The sequence below is a fragment of the Methylobacterium sp. 77 genome, assembly GCF_000372825.1.
In the GTDB taxonomy this organism is placed as follows: domain Bacteria; phylum Pseudomonadota; class Alphaproteobacteria; order Rhizobiales; family Beijerinckiaceae; genus Methylobacterium.
Genome location: NZ_KB910516.1, coordinates 120,720 through 143,756, shown reverse-complemented (window position 1 = coordinate 143,756; position 23,037 = coordinate 120,720). Strand labels below are relative to the sequence as shown.

Annotated in this window: 12 protein-coding genes; 7 read left to right on the top strand and 5 right to left on the bottom strand. The window is 64.6% G+C overall.

What is annotated here, in order from left to right; genetic code table 11:
* Positions 1 to 102: 102 nt before the first annotated feature.
* The 3 genes from A3OK_RS0100595 to A3OK_RS0100585 all read left to right on the top strand — a co-directional run bounded on the left by A3OK_RS0100595 (position 103) and on the right by A3OK_RS0100585 (position 3,917).
* The gene (locus A3OK_RS0100595) at positions 103 to 1,890 is read left to right on the top strand and encodes an acyl-CoA dehydrogenase C-terminal domain-containing protein (protein ID WP_019902992.1); all 1,788 of its coding nucleotides are present in this window, start codon (positions 103 to 105) and stop codon (positions 1,888 to 1,890) included.
* Between the two features lie 132 nt (positions 1,891 to 2,022).
* Positions 2,023 to 3,231 (top strand): acetyl-CoA C-acetyltransferase, encoded by a 1,209-nt coding sequence (locus A3OK_RS0100590; protein WP_019902991.1) that lies wholly within the window; start codon positions 2,023 to 2,025, stop codon positions 3,229 to 3,231.
* A 203-nt stretch (positions 3,232 to 3,434) separates the two neighbouring features.
* Positions 3,435 to 3,917 carry a hypothetical protein gene (locus A3OK_RS0100585; RefSeq protein ID WP_019902990.1) on the top strand — a complete coding sequence of 161 codons (483 nt, stop codon included), beginning with the start codon at positions 3,435 to 3,437 and terminating at the stop codon, positions 3,915 to 3,917.
* A gap of 46 nt (positions 3,918 to 3,963) precedes the next feature.
* Here the strand turns inward: A3OK_RS0100585 and A3OK_RS0100580 are convergent, their stop codons facing one another.
* Complete coding sequence (locus A3OK_RS0100580) at positions 3,964 to 4,749, bottom strand: EAL domain-containing protein (RefSeq protein ID WP_019902989.1); 786 nt, start codon at positions 4,747 to 4,749, stop codon at positions 3,964 to 3,966.
* A gap of 111 nt (positions 4,750 to 4,860) precedes the next feature.
* On the opposite strand from A3OK_RS0100580, the gene A3OK_RS0100575 reads away from it, so the two are divergent.
* Both A3OK_RS0100575 and A3OK_RS0100570 read left to right on the top strand, forming a co-directional pair.
* A complete protein-coding gene (locus A3OK_RS0100575; protein WP_019902988.1) occupies positions 4,861 to 7,065 on the top strand; it encodes a 3-hydroxyacyl-CoA dehydrogenase NAD-binding domain-containing protein in 2,205 nt (734 codons plus the stop codon).
* A 58-nt stretch (positions 7,066 to 7,123) separates the two neighbouring features.
* Positions 7,124 to 7,540, top strand: a complete 417-nt coding sequence (locus A3OK_RS0100570; protein WP_019902987.1) for a DUF779 domain-containing protein — start codon at positions 7,124 to 7,126, stop codon at positions 7,538 to 7,540.
* 52 nt (positions 7,541 to 7,592) lie between these two features.
* Here A3OK_RS0100570 and A3OK_RS0100565 read toward each other — a convergent pair whose 3' ends face one another.
* Positions 7,593 to 10,073 carry a glycogen/starch/alpha-glucan phosphorylase gene (locus tag A3OK_RS0100565; protein WP_019902986.1) on the bottom strand — a complete coding sequence of 827 codons (2,481 nt, stop codon included), beginning with the start codon at positions 10,071 to 10,073 and terminating at the stop codon, positions 7,593 to 7,595.
* Positions 10,074 to 10,456: 383 nt separating this feature from the next.
* On the opposite strand from A3OK_RS0100565, the gene A3OK_RS0100560 reads away from it, so the two are divergent.
* Together A3OK_RS0100560 and glgA are read left to right on the top strand one after the other, a co-directional pair.
* Positions 10,457 to 12,082: an alpha-amylase family glycosyl hydrolase gene (locus A3OK_RS0100560; RefSeq protein ID WP_019902985.1), complete on the top strand. Its 1,626-nt coding sequence runs from the start codon at positions 10,457 to 10,459 to the stop codon at positions 12,080 to 12,082.
* 144 nt (positions 12,083 to 12,226) lie between these two features.
* Positions 12,227 to 13,759 (top strand): glycogen synthase GlgA, encoded by a 1,533-nt coding sequence (gene glgA / locus A3OK_RS0100555; RefSeq protein WP_019902984.1) that lies wholly within the window; start codon positions 12,227 to 12,229, stop codon positions 13,757 to 13,759.
* A 115-nt stretch (positions 13,760 to 13,874) separates the two neighbouring features.
* Here glgA and glgB read toward each other — a convergent pair whose 3' ends face one another.
* From glgB to A3OK_RS0100540, 3 genes are all read right to left on the bottom strand, one after another.
* Positions 13,875 to 16,187 (bottom strand): 1,4-alpha-glucan branching protein GlgB, encoded by a 2,313-nt coding sequence (glgB, locus tag A3OK_RS0100550; RefSeq protein WP_019902983.1) that lies wholly within the window; start codon positions 16,185 to 16,187, stop codon positions 13,875 to 13,877.
* Positions 16,188 to 19,445, bottom strand: coding sequence for a maltose alpha-D-glucosyltransferase (gene treS / locus A3OK_RS0100545; RefSeq protein WP_019902982.1), 3,258 nt, complete (start codon positions 19,443 to 19,445; stop codon positions 16,188 to 16,190).
* Positions 19,446 to 19,614: 169 nt separating this feature from the next.
* Entirely contained in the window at positions 19,615 to 22,998 is a 3,384-nt protein-coding gene (locus tag A3OK_RS0100540; RefSeq protein WP_019902981.1) for a maltotransferase domain-containing protein, read from the bottom strand.
* Positions 22,999 to 23,037 lie beyond the last annotated feature (39 nt).

Here is a 23,037-nt window from a genome sequence, read left to right as displayed (position 1 = left end):
CCTTCCCCTCCACCATGCGATAGTTTATATGTGAACCATCAAGCGGGCGCCGGCCTTCAGGCCAGTTCGATCACGCGGCCGAGCAAGCGGAGGAGAGGCGAAATGCCGAGCTATCGGGCACCGGTCGAGAACGTTCAGTTCCTCCTCAACGACGTCTTCGCGTTCCATGGCCGCAACAACCTGCGCGGGTTTTCCGACGCCTCTCCCGATCTGATCCAGGCCGTCCTCGCCGAGGGGGCGAAGCTCGCGGAAGCCGTGCTCACCCCGTTGAACGCCGTTGGTGACAAGCAGGGCTGTACCCGCAATGCCGATGGCAGCGTCAGCACGCCGCGGGGCTTCAAGGCCGGCTACGACGCCTATGCCGAAGGCGGGTGGATGGGCATCTCCGTGCCGGAAGAATATGGCGGCCAGGGCCTGCCGCACACGATCAATACCGCGATCTCGGAATTCACTTCATCGGCCAATCTCGCGCTGGCCATGTATCCGGGACTGACGCAGGGCGCGATGGCCGCTCTCCTCGTCCACGGCTCGGAGGACCAGAAGGCGACGTACCTTCCTCGCATGGTGGAAGGCGCCTGGACCGGCACCATGAACCTCACCGAGCCGCATTGCGGCACGGATCTCGGGCTTCTCAAGACGAAGGCCGTGCCGAATGGCGACGGATCCTACAGCCTCACCGGCACCAAGATCTTCATCTCGGCGGGCGAGCACGACCTGTCGGAGAACATCATCCACCTCGTGATTGCCCGGATCGAGGGGGCGCCGGCCGGAACCAAGGGAATCTCCCTTTTCGTGGTGCCGAAATTTCTCGTCAACGATGACGGCTCCGTGGGCGACAGGAACGGTGTCTCGTGCGGTTCCCTCGAGCACAAGATGGGCATCCACGGCAATTCCACCTGCGTCATGAACTACGACGACGCGAAGGGCTGGCTCGTCGGCCAGGAGAATCGCGGCCTCGCCGCGATGTTCGTAATGATGAACGAGGCGCGCCTCGCCGTGGGCGTCCAGGGGCTCGCCCAATCGGAGGTCGCCTACCAGAACGCGGTGGCCTACGCGAAGGACCGGCTCCAGGGCCGCGCCCTCACCGGCGCCAAAGCGCCGGACAAGGCCGCCGACCCGATCATCGTCCATCCCGACGTGCGCCGCACGCTCATGGGCATCCGCGCCTTCAACGAGGCCGCCCGCGCCCTGGTGCTGTGGACTGCCCTGCAGGCGGATATCGGCCACCGCTCCGACGATGCGGCCGAGCGGCAGAAGGCCGACGACCACATGGGTCTGATGACCCCGGTGGTGAAGGGCGTGCTCACCGACAGAGGCTTCGCCAACGCGGTCGAGGCCCAGCAACTCTTCGGCGGCCACGGTTACATCGAGGAATGGGGCATGTCGCAATTCGTGCGCGATGCCCGCATCGCCATGATCTACGAGGGCGCCAACGGCATCCAGGCCATGGACCTGATCGGCCGAAAGCTGCCGAAGGATGGCGGCCGGGCGATGATGGGCCTCCTCGCCGAAATACAGACCTTCATCAAGGACCATGACGAGGAGCCCGCGATGAAGCCGTTCACCGGCCCGCTCCAGGCCGGCCTGAACGATCTCCAGGGCGCCACCATGTGGTTCATGCAGAACGCCTTCGCCAAGCCCGACAATGCGGGCGCCAGCGCCACCGATTACATGCACCTCCTCGGCCTCGTCGCCATGGGCTACATGTGGGGCCGGATCGCCAAGGCGGCGCTGGCACGGATCGCCGACGGTCCGGCACAGGACATGGACGACAAGCTCGTCACCGGCCGCTTCTACATGGAGCGGATCCTCCCCGAGACCGCGATGCGTCTCGTGCGGATCAAGGCCGGTGCCGAGACGACCATGGCGTTGAGCGCCGAGGCGTTTTAGACCGGGCCGCACGCGATCCGCGTCGCCACGTCATTCCGGGATGCGCGTCGAGCGAGCCCGGTATGACCGGCCTGGACCGGAACCGACTTTGAAAGCCGTCGCCCCGAACGGGCGGACAACAGGGAAGCGCACATGCCCGAGGCCTTCATCTACGATCACGTCCGCACGCCGCGCGGCCGGGGCAAGCCGGACGGCTCACTGCACGAGGTGACGGCCCTGCGCCTTGCCGAGACGGCTTTGCGCGCTCTCAAGGAGCGCAACGATCTCGACACGCGGCAGGTGGACGACGTCATCCTCGGCTGCGTCGATCCCGTCGGCGAGGCCGGTGGCGACATCGCTCGCGCGGCCGCTCTTGTGGCCGATTACGGTACCCATGTACCGGGCGTGCAGATCAACCGGTTCTGCGCCTCGGGCCTCGACGCGGTGAACTTCGCGGCGGCGCAGGTGATGGCCGGCCAGCATGACATGACGGTGGGTGGCGGCGTCGAATCCATGAGCCGCGTCGGCCTCGGCGCCTCCGGTGGCGCCTGGCCGGTGGACCCGGCCATCGCGATCAAGTCCTGGTTCATGCCGCAGGGCGTCTCGGCCGATCTCATCGCCACGAAATACGGCTTCTCCCGAGACGAGTGCGACGCCTACGCGGTCGAGTCGCAGAAGCGCTCGGCAAAATCCTGGGCCGATGGGATGTTCCGGAACGCGGTGGTCCCCGTGCGTGACATCAACGGCATCACCCTGCTCGATACCGACGAGCACATGCGGCCTTCCACCGACATGCAGTCGCTGGCCGGACTGAAGGCGTCCTTCGTTCAGATGGGCCAGATGGGCGGCTTCGATGCCGTGGCGGTCGATGCGCATCCCGATGTGGAGGCGGTCAACCACGTCCACCATGCCGGCAATTCCTCGGGCATCGTCGACGGCGCGGCCGCCGTGCTCGTCGGCTCGAAGGAGGCCGGCGAGCGGGCCGGGCTCAAAGCCCGCGCGCGCATTCGCGCCTTCGCCAATATCGGCTCCGATCCGGCTCTCATGCTCACCGGCCCGGTGGACGTGACGAAGAAGGTGCTGGCCCGCGCCGGCATGACCATCGCCGATATCGACCTGTTCGAGGTCAACGAGGCCTTCGCGGCCGTCGTCCTGCGCTTCTGCCAGGCCTTCGGGCTCGATTCCTCCAGGGTCAACGTCAATGGCGGCGCCATTGCCATGGGCCATCCGCTCGGAGCCACGGGCGCGATGATCCTCGGCACGGTGCTCGACGAACTGGAGCGGACCGGCAAGGAGCGCGCCCTCGTCACCCTCTGCATCGGCGCCGGCATGGGCACCGCCACGATCATCGAGCGGGTTTAGCAGGACGCTGACCTGCGCACGCTCCGATGCGGCGCGTTATCTTTCCCCCGCAGTCGGAGGGAGGAGAATGCCGCACCGGACGAGCGGTCTCATCCAGCGTTGGGGACGCGAACCGCCTCCCAAACCCTTCAAAACGCTGTTAGACGGCGCGCTCCCGCCGCCGAATCCGGCGGCGCAATGACAACAACGGGAGACACGCCAAGATGACACGCATTCTCGCCAGCTTGATGCTCACCACGGCCCTGATGGCCCCGCTTTCCGCCCGTGCGGACGACATGTCCGATCGTGTCACGATCGCCAAGGATCTGGTTCAGAAGACCCTGATCAAGAACCTCGAAACCGGCTTTACCGGCGCCCTCGAGAAGACCGTGCAGCCAATGCCGGAAGAGAAGGCGGACGCCGTGCGCAAGGAGGTCCGCGCCGAGTTCGACAAGCAGCGGGAGGTCATGATCGATGGTCTGTCGAAGGCCTATGCCGAGAAGTTCAGCCTCGACGAGCTCAAGCATCTGAGCGGCATCTACGACGACAAGATCTACCAGAAGTTCCAGGCGATCAATTCCGACCCGGCCTCGACGGTCACCGTGATCTCGCAGGGCGCCGTTACCAAGATCCTGAACATGCTGGCGATCGCCTCGGCCGGCGACAAGCCGGCCGCGCCGATGCCGCCCATGCCCGGCGCCAAGTAAGATCGCCGCGAAAAAGAACGAGGGTGCAGGGCTCGAGAAGCCCCGCCTAACATGCGAGGTCGAGGCGCGGCTCCCGCGCCTCGAAGCCGGAAACGCTGGGAAGGGCTTCGAGTTGAGGACGGGCGAAGTAGTAGCCTTGGAACAGCGTCACACCGAGATCGCGCAGGATCGCGAACTCGGCTGGCGTCTCGATTCCTTCGGCGATGACTTCGATGCCGAGTTTTCGGGCGATCGAGACGATGCCCGCAGTGATGATCTGGCGCGCTCGATCCCCGTCGATGCCGCGCAGGAGATCCATGTCGATCTTGATGAGATCGGGCTGGAAATTGGCGAGCAGGCTGAGGCCGGCGAAACCGGCGCCGAAATCGTCGAGAGCGGTGAGGAAGCCCTGCCTGCGATACTCGTCGACGATGCGCTGCAAATGCCGGATGTCACGGAACTTCTCGTTCTCGGTGAATTCGAACATGATACGGTGATGCGCGAAACCGAAGCGCCGGGCCGCCTCCAGCGACGAGCGAATGCAGGCGGCGGGCTCGTAGACCGCGTTGGGCATGAAGTTGATCGAGAGCTTTGTGTCGTCGTCGGCGGAAAACAGCCGACCGGCAAGTTCAATGGCGCGCACACGGGCAGCCTGATCGAAACGGTAGACCGTCGCCTCGGTCACGCGATCGAGGATCGATGCCGCGGACTGACCTTCGGTTCCGCGTACGAGCGCCTCGTACCCCCAGATCCGCTGGTGGTGGAGATCGACGATCGGCTGAAACGCCATGGTAAAATTGAAATCAAGGTCGGTGCCATCGCGACATCCCTGGCAGACCTTCCTTGCCGTCATCCCACTTATCCTTTGTTATAATACAGAGTCCCACTTGGACGACCATCCATTCGAAGGTTTGAGAAGGCCTTAATGGATGATCTTCCGCAGCCGAACCTCCGAGGATCAGCAATGAATCTCACGAACTTCCGCTTCGAGATCGATTCCGACGGCATCGCGCTCGCGACCTGGGACATGCCCGGCCGCTCGATGAACGTCTTCACCGAGGCGGTGATGGGCGATCTGCATCAGGTCATCGATGCCGTCGTGGCCAATCCCGAGGTAAAGGGCTGCGTCATCACGTCGGGCAAGGACAATTTTTCGGGGGGAGCCGATCTCACCATGCTCCAGGGCCTGGGCCAAGCTTACGAAAAGCTGAAGGCTGAGAAAGGCGAAGAGGAGGCGATGCGCCACTTCTTCGAGGAGTCGCGCAAGCTGACCCTGGTGTTCCGCAAGCTCGAGACCTGCGGCAAGCCCTTTGCGGCCGCGGTGAACGGCATCTGCCTCGGCGGCGCCTTCGAGCTCTCGCTTTCGTGCCACCACCGGGTGCTGTCTGACGATCCGAAGACCCGCGTCGGCCTCCCCGAGATCAAGGTCGGGCTCTTCCCCGGCGCGGGCGGCACCCAGCGCGTGCCGCGCCTCATGCAGACCGGTGATGCCCTGCAGATGCTGTTCAAGGGCGAGCAGATCCGCCCGCTCATGGCCAAGAACATGGGCCTCGTGCACGACGTCGCGCCCAAGGATGAGATCGTCGAGAAGGCCAAGGCCTGGATCAGGGCCGGCGGCTCTCCGGTGGCGCCCTGGGACCAGCCCAAATTCAAAGCTCCTTCGGGGAAGGTCTACTCGCCGGCCGGCATGATGATCTGGCCGCCGGCCAATGCGATCTATCGCCGCGAGACCCACGACAACTATCCCGCCGCCAAGGCCATTCTCGCCTCGGTCTACGAGGGCCTGCAATTGCCGATGGATCTCGCCTTGAGGGTCGAGAGCCGATACTTCGCCAAGATCCTGCGCTCGAAGGAAGCGGCGGCGATGATCCGCACGCTGTTCATCTCCATGGGCGAGCTGAACAAGGGTGCACGCCGTCCGAAAGACATCGCCAAGACCAGTGTGAAGCGCGTCGGCGTGGTCGGCGCCGGCTTCATGGGCGCTGGCGTCGCCTACGTTACCGCCAATGCCGGCATGGAGGTGGTCCTCGTCGACCAGTCCACGGAGGCGGCCGAGAAGGGCAAGGCCTACGCCCACAAGCTCGTCACCGACCAGATCAACAAGGGCCGGGCCAAGACCGCCGACCGTGACGCCCTGCTCGCGCGCATCACCACCAGTGCGGATTACGCCGACCTCTCGTCCTGCGATCTCGTGATCGAGGCGGTGTTCGAGGACCCGAAGGTGAAGGCCGATGTCATCGCTAAGGTCGAGGCGGTGATCGGCGAGACCGTGGTCTTCGCCTCCAACACGTCCACCCTGCCGATCTCGGGCCTGGCCAAGGCGTCGAAGCGACCCGGTGGTTTCGTCGGCATCCACTTCTTCTCGCCGGTCGAGAAGATGATGCTCGTCGAGATCATCAAGGGCGAGCAGACCGGGGACGCGGCGCTCGCCACGGCCCTCGACTATGTCCGCGCGATCAAGAAGACGCCGATCGTCGTCAACGACAGCCGCGGCTTCTTCGCCAACCGCTGCGTCGGGGCCTATCTCTACGAGGGTCACAGGATGCTCAACGAGGGCATACCGGCCGCCATGATCGAGAATGCCGGTCGGCAGGCCGGCATGCCGGTGGGCCCTCTCTCGCTCACCGACGAGGTCGCCGTCGACCTCGCCTTGAAGATCGTCAAGGCCACCGAAGCGCAGCTCGGCGCTGCAGCGATCGACCCCGCTCAGAAGGCGTTGCTCTCCACCCTTGTCGAGGGCGAAGGCAGGCTCGGCCGCAAGAACAGGAAGGGCTTCTACGATTATCCGGAGGGTGCACCAAAGCGCCTCTGGCCGGGCTTGGCGGAGCTTCAGCGGACCCGTATCGATCCCGACGAGGTCGATTTCAACGAACTGAAGCAGCGCCTCCTCGTGGTCCAGGCCCTGGAAGCCGCCCGCACCGTGGGCGAGGGCGTGATCACCGATCCCCGCGAAGCGGATGTCGGCTCGATCCTCGGCTTCGGCTTTGCCCCTTTCACAGGCGGCGCGCTGTCCTACATCGACTTCATGGGAACGAAGGCTTTCGTTGCCCTGGCGCGAAGCCTGGAAGCCAAGCATGGCGAGCGTTTCGCGGTGCCCGACAACCTGTCGCGCTTAGCCGAGGCGGGCGGGACTTTCTACGGCGAGGCCTTGGCCAAAAAGGCAGCTTGATCACGCCTCGGCCCGGGTCATGCTCGGGCCCAAAGGCGAAAATCGGAGGGGATGTCCAATGACCGCAACCGAAGTGACCACGGCCGATCAGGTCGGAGCCGACGGGACGCCCCTTCGTGTCACGGCGACTCCGTCCGCCATCGAGCTGATCGAGGAACTGCGCACCGAGCATGGCCCGGTGATGTTCCACCAGTCGGGCGGCTGTTGCGACGGCTCATCGCCGATGTGCTACCCGGTGGGTGACTTCCTCACCGGCGACAGTGACGTGCATCTCGGCCAGGTCGCCGGCGCCGATTTCTGGATCAGCCGGCCGCAATTCGCGGTCTGGAAGCACACCCACTTGATCCTCGACGTGGTGCGGGGACGAGGTGGCATGTTCTCGTTGGAGAACGGCCGCGACAAACGTTTCCTCATCCGCTCGCGGATTTTCACGGAAGCCGAGAACACGGCGCTGGAAGGGGCGTGCCGGATCTAGTCCGGGCACCGCGCCGTTCCGTCCCGAACGGGAGGGACGCGAGCCTCTCGGCTCACCCCACCTTCACCCGCCAGATGTCGTCGGCATATTCCCGCATCGAGCGGTCCGACGAGAACCACGCCATCCGAGCGGTATTGAGGATAGCCTTCTTCCACCAGCTCGATTTGTCGACCCAGGCGGCATCGATCTCGCGCTGGGCGCGCCAGTAATCATCGAAATCGACGGTCAGCAGGTAACGGTCGTTGTGGCGCAGATCGTCCACGATCGGCTGGAAGCGGCTGCGATCGTTCGGCGAGAACCCACCCTGGGCGATGAAATCCAGCGCCGCCGAGAGACGCGGCGAGGCGGCGATGGCTTTTGCCTGATAATCCGGCTCGGCCGCGCGCGCCTGGATCCCAGCCGCGTCGAGCCCGAAGATGAAGATATTGTCCGGCCCGACATGGTCGCGGATCTCGATATTGGCGCCGTCGAGCGTGCCGATGGTCAGGGCGCCGTTCAATGCCAGCTTCATGTTGCCGGTGCCGGATGCTTCCATGCCGGCCGTCGAGATCTGCTCCGACAGGTCGGAGCCCGGGATGATCACTTCGGCGAGGCTGACACGGTAGTTCGGCAGGAACACCACCTTGAGGCGGCCGGCCACATCGGGGTCGTTGTTGACGAGCTTGGCGACATCGCAGGCGAGCTTGATGATGAGCTTGGCCTGCACGTAGCTCGGTGCCGCCTTTCCGCCGAAGATCTTGACGCGCGGCGTCCAGTCCTTGTGGGGCTCGGCCTTGATCGCCTGATAGAGCGCCACGGTCTCGATGACGTTGAGGAGCTGGCGCTTATACTCGTGGATGCGCTTGATCTGCGTGTCGAACAGGGCGGAAGGATCGATGATGATTCCGGTATTCTCGGCCACCACCTTGGCCAAAGCCTCCTTGCGTAATTTGCGCATGGCGGCGTACCGCGCCTGGAAGGCCGGATCCTCGGAATAGTCGGCGAGGCCAAGCAGTGCCTCGGGATCGTCGAGCACGCGCGCGCCGACCACCTCCACCGCGAGCTTGGTGAGCTCCGGGTTACAATTATGGAGCCAGCGCCGGAAGGTGATGCCGTTGGTCTTGTTGACGATCTTGTCGGTGTCCAGGGCGTGGAGGTCTTGGAACACCGTGGAGCGCATCAGGTCGGTATGGAGCGCAGAGACGCCGTTCACCCGGCGCGCACCGAGGAAGGCGAGATGGCCCATCCGCACGCGCTTGCCGTGGGTTTCGTCGATCAGCGAGACCGAGGCGAGTTGCGCGGCATCGGCCCTGCCGTGGCGCCCCTGTTCCTCGAGATGCATCCAGTTGATGAGGTAGATGATCTGCATGTGGCGCGGCAGCAGCCGCTCCATCAGTTCCACCGGCCAGGTCTCCAGCGCTTCGGGCAGGAGGGTATGGTTGGTGTAGCTCAGCGTGTTGGTGGTGATGTGCCAGGCATCCTCCCAGGCGAAGCCGTGATCCTCGAGGAGGATGCGCATCAACTCGGGAACGGCGATCGCCGGGTGGGTGTCGTTGAGCTGGATCGCGGCATGATCCGGCAATGAGCGCAGGTCGCCGCGCTCGGCGACGTGCCGGCTCACGAGATCCTGCAGCGAGGCGGAGGTGAAGAAGTATTCCTGACGCAGGCGCAGTTCCTGGCCCGACTGGGACGAGTCGCTGGGATACAGCACCCGCGAGATCGCCTCGACCTTGGAGCGGGCGGCTACCGCGCCGACATGGTCACCGCCGTTGAAACTCGCCAGTTCGATCGGCGATTGCGCCTCCGCCTTCCAGAGGCGCAGGGTGTTGACGTGCTTGCCGCGCCAGCCGACCACCGGCACGTCATGCGCCACGGCCAGAACGGTCTCGGCCGGGTGCCAGTGCCGGCGGATCACCCCGTCCGAGATCGCGGACATGGTGACGTGACCGCCGAAACCGATCGCGTAAGTCGCCTCGGGCCGGACGAACTCCCACGGATTACCCTCGGAAAGCCAAGTCTCCGGCGCCTCCTTCTGCCAGCCATCCTCCAGGGATTGCTTGAACAGGCCGTGATCGTAGCGGATGCCGTAGCCGATGGCCGGGATCGACAGGCTCGCCATGCTTTCCATGAAACAGGCGGCCAGACGTCCGAGACCGCCATTACCGAGCGCGGCATCGGGTTCGGCCGCTTCGACATCGCCGAGGTCGATGCCGAGGTCATGCAATGCCCGGCGGGTCGTCTCGACGAGGCCGAGATTGTTCATGGCATCCGAGAGGAGCCGTCCGATGAGGAATTCGAGGGAGAGGTAGTAGACGCGCTTGTTGGGAATGCTCGTGGACTTGCCGTCCATACAGGCGTCGACGATCCGGTCTCGCAGGGCCAGGGCGGTCGCAGCGAACCAATCCCGCTCGCGGGCCGTCTTGGGCGTCTTGCCGATGGCATAGGCGAGCTTGGCACGGATCGCTTCGCGCAGATCGGCGACGGGATCGCCGGAGGCCGCCTTCGCGGGAGCGGCCCAGCCCGGGACGGCCGACGCTTCCACGGCACCACCCATCCGAGTTCCCATCTCTTCGCTCCGAGCGGGTGCGGCCAGGATTTCGTTCAGCATGGTGTCATTCCCCCTCTTGGTCGCTGCCGCAGAGCGTTTTTCGCTATCCGCTTCTTGTGGCGGAGACCGTGCGGCCACGTCGTTACCGAAAGCCCGGCGTCCTAGGGACGGAACTGAATGCCGGTCGCTCTCAGCCCTTTCGATTCGCCAACTTCGCATTGAAACCGTTCGGGAATGAGACCATTTCGCGCTGAAGTTTTCATGAATGCGGCAAATCCGCGCTTGCGATGCAGCGGACAACCCGATGCAGCACAGGGTCGCCTAGCACGTCGGCAAAGGCTAAGCTGCGAGCGACACCAGGGCGCGAAGCCACAGAACCCGGGGGATGGATGACGGGGGACGAGACGACCTTTACCAACCAGGCGGGAGCCGTCTGGTGGAAGCGCGGAACCGTCTACCAAGTCTATCCGCGCTCGTTTCAGGATTCGAACGGCGACGGCGTCGGTGACCTGCCGGGGATCACGCGCCGGCTCGACTATCTCGCGTGGCTCGGCGTCGACGCGGTCTGGATCTCACCGATCTATCCCTCGCCGATGGCGGATTTCGGCTACGACGTCGCCGATTACTGCGGCGTCGATCCGCTCTTCGGCAACTTGTCCGATCTCGACGAGCTGATCGAGCAGGCCCATGCCCGTCGGCTCAAGGTCATCCTCGACTTCGTCCCGAACCACTCGTCGATCGACCACCCGTGGTTCGGCGAGAGCCGCGCATCGCGGGAAAATCAGCGGCGGGACTGGTACATCTGGCGCGACCCTGCCCCGGGCGGTGGGCCACCCAACAACTGGCTGAGCAATTTCGGAGGTCCCGCCTGGACCTTCGACGAAACCAGCGGCCAATATTACTACCACGCCTTTCTCGCCGAACAGCCCGACCTGAACTGGCGCAACCCGGCCTTGCGCGAGGCGATGCACGAGGTGCTCCGCTTCTGGCTCGATCGCGGCATCGACGGGTTTCGCGTCGACGTGATCTGGCACCTGATGAAGGACGAAGGTTTTCGAGACAATCCGACGAATCCCGACTTCCACCCCGAACAGCCGGAGATCAACCGGTTCGAGCAGGTCTTCTCCGCGGACCGGCCAGAGGTGTTCGATATCATCGCGGGCATGCGCCGCGTGCTTGATGGCTACGACGATCGTGTGCTGATCGGCGAGATCTACCTGCCGATCGAACGACTGGTGGCCTATTACGGCTCCGACCTCTCGGGCGTCGACCTGCCCTTCAATTTCCAGCTCATCCAGACCCCCTGGCAAGCCGATGCGGTCGGCGCCTTGGTGGACGAGTACGAGGACGCGCTACCGCCCGGAGGCTGGCCGAACTGGGTGCTGGGCAATCACGACCAGCCGCGCATCGCGGCGCGGGTCGGCGAAGCACAGGCGCGGATCGCCGCGATCCTTCTCCTCACCCTGCGCGGCACGCCGACCGTTTATTACGGTGACGAGATCGGCCTCGCCCATGTCGACATTCCCATCGAGCGGATGCGCGATCCCTGGGGGTTCAACGAACCCGGCCATGGCCGGGACCCCGAACGCACGCCGATGCAATGGGACGACACGGATCATGCCGGCTTCACCGATGCCGAGCCCTGGCTGCCGCTCAGTGCCGACAAGAACACACGCCATGTGGAGGCACTTCGGGACGAATCGACCTCGATCCTGACCCTCTACCGACGTCTCCTGCATCTGCGGCGCGCGCACCCGGCCCTGGCTGTTGGGAGCTACAGCAGGTTGGATGTACAGGGGCTCGAACACGTCCTGGCCTATGACCGGGCCGAGGCCGGCGAGACGCTGAGGGTCGTGCTGAACTTCTCGCCCTCCCCCATCGTGTTCCCCCTGGGCCGCGAATCGGGCTGGATCATCCTGCTCTCGACCCATTCAGGACGCAGCGATATCGCGGTCTCCGAGACGCTGGACATCGCTGGCGACGAGGGTGTCGTGCTCGTCAGACACCCGGCTTGAAACGCTCGTCTCCGATCCGGATAAAAAATCTTTCGCGGCGCCGAATTTTTACCGCGCCGCAGCAACCTGAACGTTGTATTAACCAGCCCAGTGGCTTGAGTTGTGCATCGCAATGAGCACGATCTGCCCTCGGGGTCCTCCACAATGTCGGCGACGACCACTTCTCATGCCGCCCAAGCTTCGTCGATCGGCGCCTATAGCGAGACCGGTGCGGACGTCACCCGGCGCCTCTCGCTTCAGCCGCGCATCCTCTACGCGACCCCGGAAATGTCGGATTTCGTCAAGACCGGCGGTCTCGGAGAGGTCGCGGGTGCCCTGCCCCGCTCACTCCGGCGCCACTACGACGTCCGCGTCCTCATTCCCGGCTATCGTCAAGTCGTGGGCCGGTTCGACCACATCCCCGTCGTCGCCCACCTGAGAGGGCATGCCGGCATCCCGCCCTGCGATCTCGGCCTCATCGAGACGGGGGACGGCCTCAAGGTCTATATTCTCCTCAGCCCTGACCTGTACCAGCGCGACGGCACACCCTACGGCGACGCGCAGGGGGATTTCCGCGACAACGACCTGCGCTTCGCTCGCCTGAGCCTCGCTGCGGCCGAACTTACCGGCGGCGCGGATCCATCCTGGGCTGCCGATCTTCTCCATCTCAACGACTGGCAGACGGCGCTCGCCCCCGCCTACCTCGCCTGGACCGGAAAACGGGTCCCCAGCGTCCTGACGATCCACAATCTCGCCTATCAGGGCCTGTTCCAGAGCGATTCCCTCGGCCGCCTCGGCGTCCCGGACGATGCTTTCCAGATGGATGGCTGCGAATTCTATGGCCATCTCTCCTTTCTCAAGGCGGGCATCTACTACGCCTCGCACGTGACGACGGTGAGCGAGACCTATGCCCGCGAGATCATGACGCCGGAATCCGGCTGCGGTCTCGACGGCCTGCTGCGCACCCGCGCCTCCCAGGGGCGCCTCGCCGGCATCCTCAACGGGATCGACGAGAGCTGGGACCCCCGGACCGATCCTCACCTCGCCGCACGGTTCGAGGCTGACGACTGGAAGGGCAAGCGCGCCAATGCCGAAACCGTCCGCCGCCAGTTCGGTCTCGCCGTTTCGCGTGGACCGCTCTTCGCCATCGTCTCTCGCCTCGTCCACCAGAAGGGCATCGACCTCAGCCTCAGCGCGGCCGAGTCCATCGTCGCCGAGGGTGGCCAGATCGTCGCGATCGGTCAGGGAGAGAGCCGATTCGAGGGGGCGTTGCGCGATCTCGCCCGTCGCCACCCGGATTCCGTCGGCGTCCATGTCGGCTTCGACGAGAAGGAGGCCCGGCGGATGTTCGCCGGGAGCGACTTCCTGCTGATGCCGTCGCGATTCGAACCCTGCGGACTCGCGCAGATGTATGCCCAGCGCTTCGGCTCGCTGCCGATCGTTCGTCGAACCGGCGGCCTCGCCGATACGGTGGAGGATGGCGTCACCGGCTTCACCTTCGGCGAAGCCTCTCAGAAGGGCTTCCTCGGCGCGGTCCGCCGCGCCCTCGATACGTTCGGTCAGAAGAAGCGCCTCAACGCCATGCGCCGCCGGGCCATGTCCCGTTCCTTCACCTGGGACGGCGCAGCGATGGATTACTCGGCTCTGTATGCCCGCGCCTTGGGCAATGGCGGAGGTCTTCGGACCCGATCAGCCTGATCGGCCGCTCAAAACAAACGTAGAAAGGGCGCCGGTTTCGATGAACCGACGCCCTTTGTCTATCTGGTGAACATTCGCGGATGGATCCGCCGAACTCGTGACGGCACAAGCGCCATCAGCCCTCACGCACGAAGATCATGGTCCCTAGAGGCGGCGCCGTGAGAACCAGCGAATAGGGCTGGCCGTGGCTCTCGATCGCTTCGGCCTGGACACCGCCCATGTTGCCGACGTTCGAACCGCCGTAGCGCTCCGCATCCGAATTGATCGCCTCGCGATAGAACCCCGCCTCCGGCACACCGATGCGGTATCCCTCCCGCGGCACGGGCGTGAAGTTGGAGACGACGATGGCGACTTCGCCCGCGCTCAGACCCTTGCGCGCCCAGGCGATGACACTGTTGTCCTGATCGTCGGATACCAGCCACTGGAAACCGGCGGCCTCGCAATCCCTGGCGTAGAGCGCAGGTGTCGACGTGTAGAGGTGGTTCAAGTCGCGAACGAGATCCTTCATGCCGCGATGCAGATGATCATCGAGCAGGTGCCAATCGAGGCTCTGATTGTGGTTCCATTCTTTCTGCTGCCCGAACTCACCGCCCATGAAGAGCAGCTTCTTGCCGGGATGGCCCCACATGTAGCCGAAATAGGCACGCAAATTGGCGAATTTCTGCCAGCGATCGCCCGGCATCTTGTCGAGGAGCGAACCTTTCCCGTGAACGACCTCATCGTGCGAGAGCGGCAGGATGAAGTTTTCGGAAAAGGCGTAGAGCAGTCCGAAGGTCAGGTCGTGGTGGTGATAACGGCGATGGATCGTCTGCTTCGACATGAATTCGAGGGTGTCGTGCATCCACCCCATGTTCCACTTGAAGCCGAAGCCGAGACCGCCGGTATAGGTCGGGTGCGACACGCCCGGCCATGACGTCGACTCTTCGGCGATCGTCATCGTGCCGGGAGCGTGGCTGTACGTGGCCTCGTTAGTTTTGCGCAGGAAGTTGATCGCGTCGAGATTCTCGTTGCCGCCGTATTGGTTCGGGATCCACTCGCCCTGACGACGCGAGTAATCGAGGTAGAGCATCGACGCGACGGCATCCACGCGCAGTCCGTCGAGATGGTAGTGTTCGAGCCAGAAGCGGGCATTGGCGGCGAGGAAGCTCGACACTTCCGTCCGGCCAAAATTGTAGATGTACGTCCCCCAATCCTGGTGGAAGCCCTGACGCGGATCGGCGTGCTCGTAGAGGTGGGTGCCATCGAACTGGCCGAGACCGTGAGCGTCGAGGGGGAAGTGCCCCGGCACCCAGTCCAGCATCACGCCGATGCCAGCTTCGTGAGCGGTGTCGACGAACGCCGCGAAGTCATCGGGCGTGCCAAAGCGGCTCGTCGGCGCGAACAGAGACACCGGCTGGTAACCCCACGAGCCGTCGAACGGATACTCGGTGATCGGCAGCATCTCGATATGCGTGAAGCCCATCTCCTTGACGTAGGGGATCAGGCGTTCGCCGAGTTCCTTGTAGGTCAGGTAGCGGTTGCCCTCCTCGGCGACACGCGCCCAGGAACCGAGATGGACCTCGTAGATCGAGATCGCAGTGTGACGTGGGTCCTTCTCGCCCCGCGTCGCCATCCATTGGGCGTCGCTCCAGACCGGCTCGTTCGTGCCCTGGAGCACGGAGGCTGTCTCAGGCGGCTTCTGTGCGGCGAAGGCGACGGGATCGGCCTTCAACGGCAGCAATGCCCCGTCAGGTCCTCTGATTTCGAACTTGTAATGTGCACCCGCGCGTAGGCCTGGAACGAACAGCTCCCAGATGCCGCCGTTCTGCCAGAGCCGCATCGGGTGGCGCCGGCCATCCCACTCGTTGAAATCTCCGACGATGCTGACGCGACGGGCATTCGGCGCCCAGACCGCGAAGCGAAATCCGTCGATGCCGTCGAGGACCATGGCCTGGGCCCCGAGTACCCTATAGGTGACGTCGCTGCCGATCTCGCGAAGGTTGTCGATGTCGCCCTGATGGAGCGAAGACCCGAAGCTGTAGGGGTCGTGGCGTGGACGCTCGGTGCCGTCCCAGCCCTCGACCGCGAGCTCATAGAGCGGCCGCCCCTCGCTTTGAACCCGTGCGACGTAGAACCCGTCCTGATGACGGCGCTCGAACGGGATGCGCTTGCCGCCGGTGACCAGATGGGCCGACTTCGCCTCGGGCAGGATGACCCGCACTTCCCAAAGACCAGGGCCGATCTGATGGGGACCGAGCACGGAGAAAGGATCTCCATGGTCGGCCCTCATGACGGCAGTGACCGCGTCGGGATGCACGCCTTGAACGGTCGACGGATCGGCATCGGTCTGACGGGGCTGTCCCGAAGCATGCGAGGACCCCGCCGTCCTGTCGGACGGGCTCCTCTCGCGCTCAGTCTTCTTCGCCGACCTGTCGTCGATATCCGTCATTCAAACGCCTCTCTTGGTATCGTCCAGAATTGTGAGAACCCCACGGGCTGGGATTTCGATCCAATCCGGCCGGTTATTGGCCTCGTAATCGACCTCGTAGAGCGCCTTCGCCAGGAGCGAGAGCGACAGCAGCCGCGTCTCGGTCTCCGGGTCGGTCACCGCGGCGCGGCTCGCCGAGGCGACGACGCGGTAGGCATCGAGGAACGCAGCATCGATCATGCCGCGCCAGGCGATCGATGCATTGCGAGCCCGCTCTTCCGAATCCGCGAACCGCGCCGCGATCTCGCGCGTCACGGTCTCGGCTCCGTAAGCGAAGGAGCGCAGCATGCCGGCGACGTCGCGCAGAGGCGTCGACTTGGCGCGACGCTCGTCGGCGGGACGAGCCGGTTCACCCTCGAAATCGATGATGATGAGATCGCTTTCCGAAGCGAGCACCTGACCGAGATGGAAGTCGCCGTGAATACGGGTCTTGGTCGCGCCCAGCGGCGGACGCATCGTCAACTCGTCGATCAGGGCTTCGACCTCGCGGCGGCGACCGGCAAGCTCGGTGCTGGCCGCATTGGAGACACGACCGGCCATGGAATCGAGAGCGCGGAAGGCGCGCTCGCCGAGGCGGCGGGCGTCGTCGCCAAGATCGCGCAGATCCTCATGCGTGAACGGCTCGGACGAGAAGGCCGGGTCGCTGGTCTCGATGGCGAAGGCATTGTGCAGCTCGGCAGTGCGGCGACCGAGTAGCTCGGCCCAGCGCAGATGCGGAGCGAAGGCCTCCGTCGGCGACGGAGCCTCGCTCTCGGGTGCCAGAACGACAGTGTCGAAGTCGCGGCGCAGGCCTTCGAGCATAAGAGTCCAGGCATCGCCCTGATTGGGGACGAAGGCCTGGAGCACGGCGAGCGCAGTGCGCGTGCCATTCTCGGCCACCTGCTCGACCACACCCAGCAAGGCCGGCGTATTGGCGAATCCCGCCTGCTCGGTGAGGAAGCGACCGACCTCGATTTCGGGATGGACCCCCGTCTGCATGCGGCGCAGCAGCTTGAGCATCATCTTCGAGCCGATGGCGATCGAGGTGTTGCTCTGCTCCGCGTTGAGACTGCGGACTTCGCCGACATCGACGACGAGGTCCTGCTGGAAGGCCGAGGTATGCGAGAAGACGAGCTTGCCCGTCTCCGTCGGCAGTTCGAGACTGTTGCGCATGCCGTCGATCAGCGCGACCGCGAACGGTGCCGAAGCGGAGGCTCCGAACAGCAGGCCGGTCCGCGGGCCGCGCCGGACGCGGGCGACCGCATGCGGCATCAGGGTCTCGTCCTCGCGCCCCTCGTCCACCGCGAGCGGGACGAAGTAATCCTGTCGTTCACCGTTGGCGAGATGGACGGCGACGCGCGGCAGCAGGAAGCGGGTCTCGCCGCCGGCATCCTTCAGCGTCGCGCTGTCGATCACCGAGACCGACTTGATGCGAGACCCCTTGGCGCCGAACCAGCGCCGCGTGCCGATGAAGCGCGGGGCGACGGTACGCTCGAAGGCGGTCCGCTCGCGTCCGGCCATCAGGGTCTCGATACCGCCGGTGAGAACCAGGGTGAAGAGTTCGGGGGTCTCCGGCTGCGGGCCGACGAGGCCGGCATTCGCCGCGTTGAGGGAGAACCAATAGAATCCGTAGGACGGCAGGGTCAGCAGATAGGGCAACTCGCCGATGGCCGGGAATTCCGAACCGCCGGTGAGTTCCACCGGCACGGCGCTGCGGAACTCGGACAGGTCGAGCTGAACGGCCTGCGGCGCCCGCGACAGGTTGGCGACGCAAAGCACGCGCTCACCTTCGAATTCGCGGATCCAGGCCAGCACCTTGCGGTTCGTCGGATACAGGAACTGCATCCCGCCACGCCCGAGGGCGACCGAGTTGTTGCGGATGGCGATCATGCGCCGCGTCCAGTTCAGCAGGCTGGTCTGCGACTGGGTCTGCGCCTCGACGTTGATCGCGTCGAAACCGTAGATCGGGTCCTGAACCGAGGGCAGGAACAGCTTCTGCGGGTTGGCCCGCGAGAAGCCGCCGTTGCGGTCCGGCGACCATTGCATCGGGGTCCGCACGCCGTCGCGATCACCGAGATAGATGTTGTCGCCCATGCCGATCTCGTCGCCGTAATACAGCACCGGCGTGCCGGGCATCGACAGGACGAGGGACTTCATGAGTTCGATCTTGCGCCGGTCGTTTTCCAGCAGCGGCGCGAGACGGCGACGAATGCCGAGATTGATGCGGGCGCGGCGCTCGGCGGCGTAGAACGACCAGAGGTAGTCACGCTCTTCCGCGGTCACCATTTCGAGGGTCAGCTCGTCGTGGTTGCGCAGGAAGATCGCCCATTGGCAGCCCTCCGGGATCTCCGGGGTCTGGCGCATGATGTCGGTGATCGGGTGCCGGTCCTCGCGGGCGATCGCCATGTACATGCGCGGCATCAGCGGGAAGTGGAATGCCATGTGGCACTCGTCGCCGTCGCCAAAATACTGGGCGGTCTCTTCCGGCCACTGATTGGCTTCCGCCAGCAGCATCCGGTCGGGGTAGCTCGCGTCAAGAGCGGCACGGATCGCCTTAATGACCGTGTGGGTCTCCGGCAGGTTCTCGCAATTGGTGCCGTCGCGTTCGATCAGATAGGGGATCGCGTCGAGGCGCAGACCATCGACGCCCATGTCGAGCCAGTAGCGCATGACCTCGATCACGCCCTCGAGCACGGCCGGGTTGTCGAAGTTGAGATCGGGCTGGTGGCTGTAGAACCGGTGCCAGAAATACTGCTTGGCGACCGGGTCCCAGGTCCAGTTCGAGGTCTCGGTGTCGAGGAAGATGATGCGCGTGTCCGAATACGGCGTGTCGGTATCCGACCAGACGTAGAAGTCGCGCTCGGGCGAGCCGGCCGGCGCCTCGCGGGCGCGCTGAAACCAGGGATGCTGGTCCGAGGTGTGGTTGATGACGAGCTCGGTGATGACGCGCAGACCGCGATCATGCGCGGCGTCCACGAACTTCCGGAACTCCTCCATCGTGCCATAGGAGGGGTTCACGTCCCGGTAGTCGCCGATATCGTAGCCGTCGTCGCGCAGGGGAGACGGATAGAACGGCATCAGCCAGATGGCGGTGACCCCGAGGTCCCGCACATAGTCCAGCTTCTGCGTCAGGCCCTCGAAATCGCCGATCCCGTCATTATTCGAGTCGAAGAACGACTTGACGTGGATCTGATAGATGATGGCGTCACGGTACCATTGCGGATCGCTACGATCGATCATCGCGTCGTTGCCTCATGCGTCGGGTTCAAGGGCGTGTTCGGCTTAGCGGCGAGCACCGTTCGCAGAAACGAGCGGTGCCGCTGCGTCGGCCGCAGCTTTGGCGCCAGCTTCTGGGCGACAACGCGACGGACGGCTGAAAACTCGGGTTTTTCTGCTGACACGCGGGCGCCTACTCCGCAACCCGCCGGGGCGCGCGAAGGCGCCAAATCACCACGGAGCGATCCGTGGGATCGAGGGCGATGCGGTGCGATCTGCCACGCAACTCGAACGTATAACCGAGCAACAGATCCTCGACCTCGACCGCGCCGTCATCGGGCTGGCCGAGCAGCCAGAGCGGCACCTCGTAAGTGCATTCCTGGCGGTTTTTCGGATCGAGGTTGACCATCACGAAGATGCAGTTGTCGCCCTCCGGCGTCGCCTTGGCATAAGCGACGATCTGGTCGTTATAGGCGCCCGTGAAGGTGATGTTGCGGAAGTCCCAAAGCGCCGGGTTCTCCTGCCGGATGCGGTTGAGCTTGATGATGTGCGCGCGGATGTTGCCCGGAGCGTGGTAATCCCAAGCCTTCAGCTCGTACTTCTCGGAATTGAGGTATTCCTCCTTGCCGGGATACGGCGCCGCCTCGCACATCTCGAAGCCGTTATAGATGCCGTAGACGGATGACAGGGTCGCCGCCAGCGTCGCGCGGACGATAAAGCCGGCGCGGCCGCTGTTCTGAAGATAGACCGGATTGATATCGGGCGTGTTGGCGAAGAAGTTCGGCCGATAATACTCCCCCATCTCACCAGCGAGCTCGGTCGAGTAATCGATCAGTTCCTGCTTCGTGTTGCGCCAGGTGAAGTAGGTGTAGCTCTGCTGGTAGCCGGCTTTCGCCAGCTTCTTCATCATCTTCGGCCGTGTGAAGGCTTCGGCAAGGAAGATCACGTCCGGGTAGCGCGCATTGACCTCGGCAATCATCCACTCCCAGAACGGGATCGGCTTTGTATGCGGGTTGTCGACGCGGAAGATGCGGGCGCCGAGTTCGGCCCAGCCCATGACGATGTCGCGCAACTCGATCCAGAGGGAGGGTAGTGCGCCGCCGTAGAAATGGACGTTCGAGATGTCCTCGTACTTCTTCGGCGGGTTCTCGGCGAATTTCAGGGTGCCGTCGGGGCGCCACTCGAACCATTCCGGATGGTTCTTGATCCAGGGATGGTCGGGCGAGCACTGGATCGCGAAATCGAGGGCGACCTCCATCCCGTAGGCATGGCTCGCCGCGACCAGACGGCGGAAATCGTCGAGGGTGCCGAGTTCGGGATGGACCGCCTCGTGCCCGCCCTCCTCGGAGCCGACCGCGTAGACGGAGCCGACGTCTCCCTCCAGGGCCTTGAGGGTATTGTTCTTGCCCTTGCGGTTGGTCTTCCCGATCGGGTGGATCGGCGTGAAGTAGAGCACGTCGAAGCCGAGTTCGCGGATCTCGGGAAGTCGGCGGATCACGTCGTCGAAAGTGCCGTGACGGCTGACATTCATCGATTGCGAGCGCGGGAAGATCTCGTACCAGGCGGAGAACCGGGCCGCGAGACGGTCTGCAATCACCGGCACGTTCACTGCATAGCGCGAGAGGTTGACCCGCTCGGCATGCTTGCGGATCAACGACGCGGTTTCGGGATCGAGGATGAGATCGAGCTGCGCGCCGGAACCGGTCTCCTGCGCCGCCAGGTCGGAAACGACAGCCTGCAGGCGCGTCTGATCCCGTCCGGTGGCGAGGTCGGCGGCACCCTGCACGAGGGTGACGCCCTCGATGGTCTCCAGCCGAACATCAACGCCTGCATTGCGCTTCTTCAGCGTGTCGCGAATCCAGGACGAGAACGCATCGCGCCACGCTTCGATGGTGAACTCGTAGCGGGCATTGTGTTCGAGCGGGAATGAGCCGCTCCAGCGGTCGTTGTCGACGAACACCATCCGGTCGGAGCGCCACTCCTCTTCGCCGACAACGCGCGACAGAATGGCGGCGTCGATGATCTCATGACCATCGCTGAAGATGTCGGCGGAGACTGCCACCTGCTCGCCGACGACACGCTTGATCGGCGATCGGCCACCGTCGATTTCGGGAGCCACCGCTTCGATGACGACACGGCCCTCACCGGATGGATTCGTGAGCTTCGGGGCCTTCGCGGTAGCCCTTCGTGCAGCCGCGAGAATGCGAACCTCACCGGGCGCAAGATCGAAACTCGTTCCGGGGAGGAAGTCGATCGCTTCCGCCTCCGGAGTGAGATCTTGAAAACGGCCGAGCATGCCGCCGGTCCGCGCCACCAGCGGGCCGGCATCCACCGCCACTGCCGTTGGGCCGGGATTGAACAGGACGAGCGTCGCATGCCGGGCCGAGGCGCCGTGACCGGTGTCGAACTTGAGGAGGGCGACATAGCCCGCATCCGGCGCCGAAATCCTGGCCTGGGCGCCCTCGACATTGGCCGAGGCGAGGCTGGCCTTCAACGCGTTGACCGCCGCGACATAGCCTGAAATGTCGATTCCTGTGGCGGATTCACGCGAATCCGGCGTCGTCTCGACCACGTGCAGGGCGCGGCGATATCCCCATTCGTAGCCGATGGGCAGGAGCACACCGGCGGAGAAGAACGCGGCCAGGGCGTAACGCGCCTTCAGATGACGCGCGATCGCGTCCGCGCCGCCAGCGAGCCCGGCCGCGAGGCGCGGCATGTCGTGGTTTTCCGGGAAGGCGATGGAGGGCGCGATGACACGAAGACGGTCGTATTGTTCGAGCGCCCAGGGCGCCTTCAAATCCCACCAGGCGAAGGAGTTGAACAGGTAGTCGAAGCCGGCGCCCGCCGTGGCCTGCGCTTCCTCGAACGTACAGCCCAGGGTCTCGGCCGCGAACAGGCAGTCGGATTCGAGCGCCTTGGCGGCGCCGATCAGTGAACGCCAGACATCCGGCGGCACCTTGTAGGCGGCATCGCAACGGAAGCCGCGTACGCCAAGGTCCTGCATGCGGTTGATGTAGCCGGCCCAGAGCCGGGTCAGCTCTTCCCTGGCATCGGCCGAATGGTAGTTCAGTTCGGCGAGGTCGCCCCAGACCGTGCGGATCGACGGATCGTCCGGATCGATAGCAGCGGGACTTTCGATGTTGCCCGCTTCGTCACGAAGGAACAAGTCGGGCCTCGTCCGTGCGAGCGGTCCGTCTTTCGCGGTGTGGTTGATGACGAGGTCGGTCATCACCCCGATGCCGTGTGCCTGGGCAGCGGCGCAGAACCGGCGGATCTGCTCGTCATCCGAAGTACCGTCATGGTCGCGGAAGCGCTCGTCGAGACGGTTCGGATCCGACACCGCGTAGAGGCTGCGCGATCCGCCGGTTTCGTGGAATGGGTTGAGGTAGACCCAGTCGAAGCCCATTCCGGCGATGCGCGGCAGCTCCGCCGTCCATGCGGAAACCCGACCGACGAGAAGCGGGAACAGGTTGTAGATGCGCGGCCCCTCGGCGCGGGGGGCGAGGCCCGCAGGCAGCGCAACCTGTCCGGCTTCGGTCCGCTCGGCGGAGATCTTGGCAGGGTTCGGCGCGTTCATGCGTACTCCATTATCGTTCGACGTTGCCCCCTTCCCGGA

Bases quoted from the DNA above. Each gene is read 5' to 3' on its own strand.
- A3OK_RS0100580 (WP_019902989.1), bottom strand. From the start codon at position 4,749: ATGACGGCAAGGAAGGTCTGCCAGGGATGTCGCGATGGCACCGACCTT.
- A3OK_RS0100560 (WP_019902985.1), top strand. From the start codon at position 10,457: ATGACGGGGGACGAGACGACCTTTACCAACCAGGCGGGAGCCGTCTGG.
- A3OK_RS0100540 (WP_019902981.1), bottom strand. From the start codon at position 22,998: ATGAACGCGCCGAACCCTGCCAAGATCTCCGCCGAGCGGACCGAAGCC.
- glgB (WP_019902983.1), bottom strand. From the start codon at position 16,187: ATGACGGATATCGACGACAGGTCGGCGAAGAAGACTGAGCGCGAGAGG.
- A3OK_RS0100585 (WP_019902990.1), top strand. From the start codon at position 3,435: ATGACACGCATTCTCGCCAGCTTGATGCTCACCACGGCCCTGATGGCC.
- A3OK_RS0100570 (WP_019902987.1), top strand. From the start codon at position 7,124: ATGACCGCAACCGAAGTGACCACGGCCGATCAGGTCGGAGCCGACGGG.
- A3OK_RS0100595 (WP_019902992.1), top strand. From the start codon at position 103: ATGCCGAGCTATCGGGCACCGGTCGAGAACGTTCAGTTCCTCCTCAAC.
- treS (WP_019902982.1), bottom strand. From the start codon at position 19,445: ATGATCGATCGTAGCGATCCGCAATGGTACCGTGACGCCATCATCTAT.
- A3OK_RS0100575 (WP_019902988.1), top strand. From the start codon at position 4,861: ATGAATCTCACGAACTTCCGCTTCGAGATCGATTCCGACGGCATCGCG.
- A3OK_RS0100590 (WP_019902991.1), top strand. From the start codon at position 2,023: ATGCCCGAGGCCTTCATCTACGATCACGTCCGCACGCCGCGCGGCCGG.
- glgA (WP_019902984.1), top strand. From the start codon at position 12,227: ATGTCGGCGACGACCACTTCTCATGCCGCCCAAGCTTCGTCGATCGGC.
- A3OK_RS0100565 (WP_019902986.1), bottom strand. From the start codon at position 10,073: ATGGGTGGTGCCGTGGAAGCGTCGGCCGTCCCGGGCTGGGCCGCTCCC.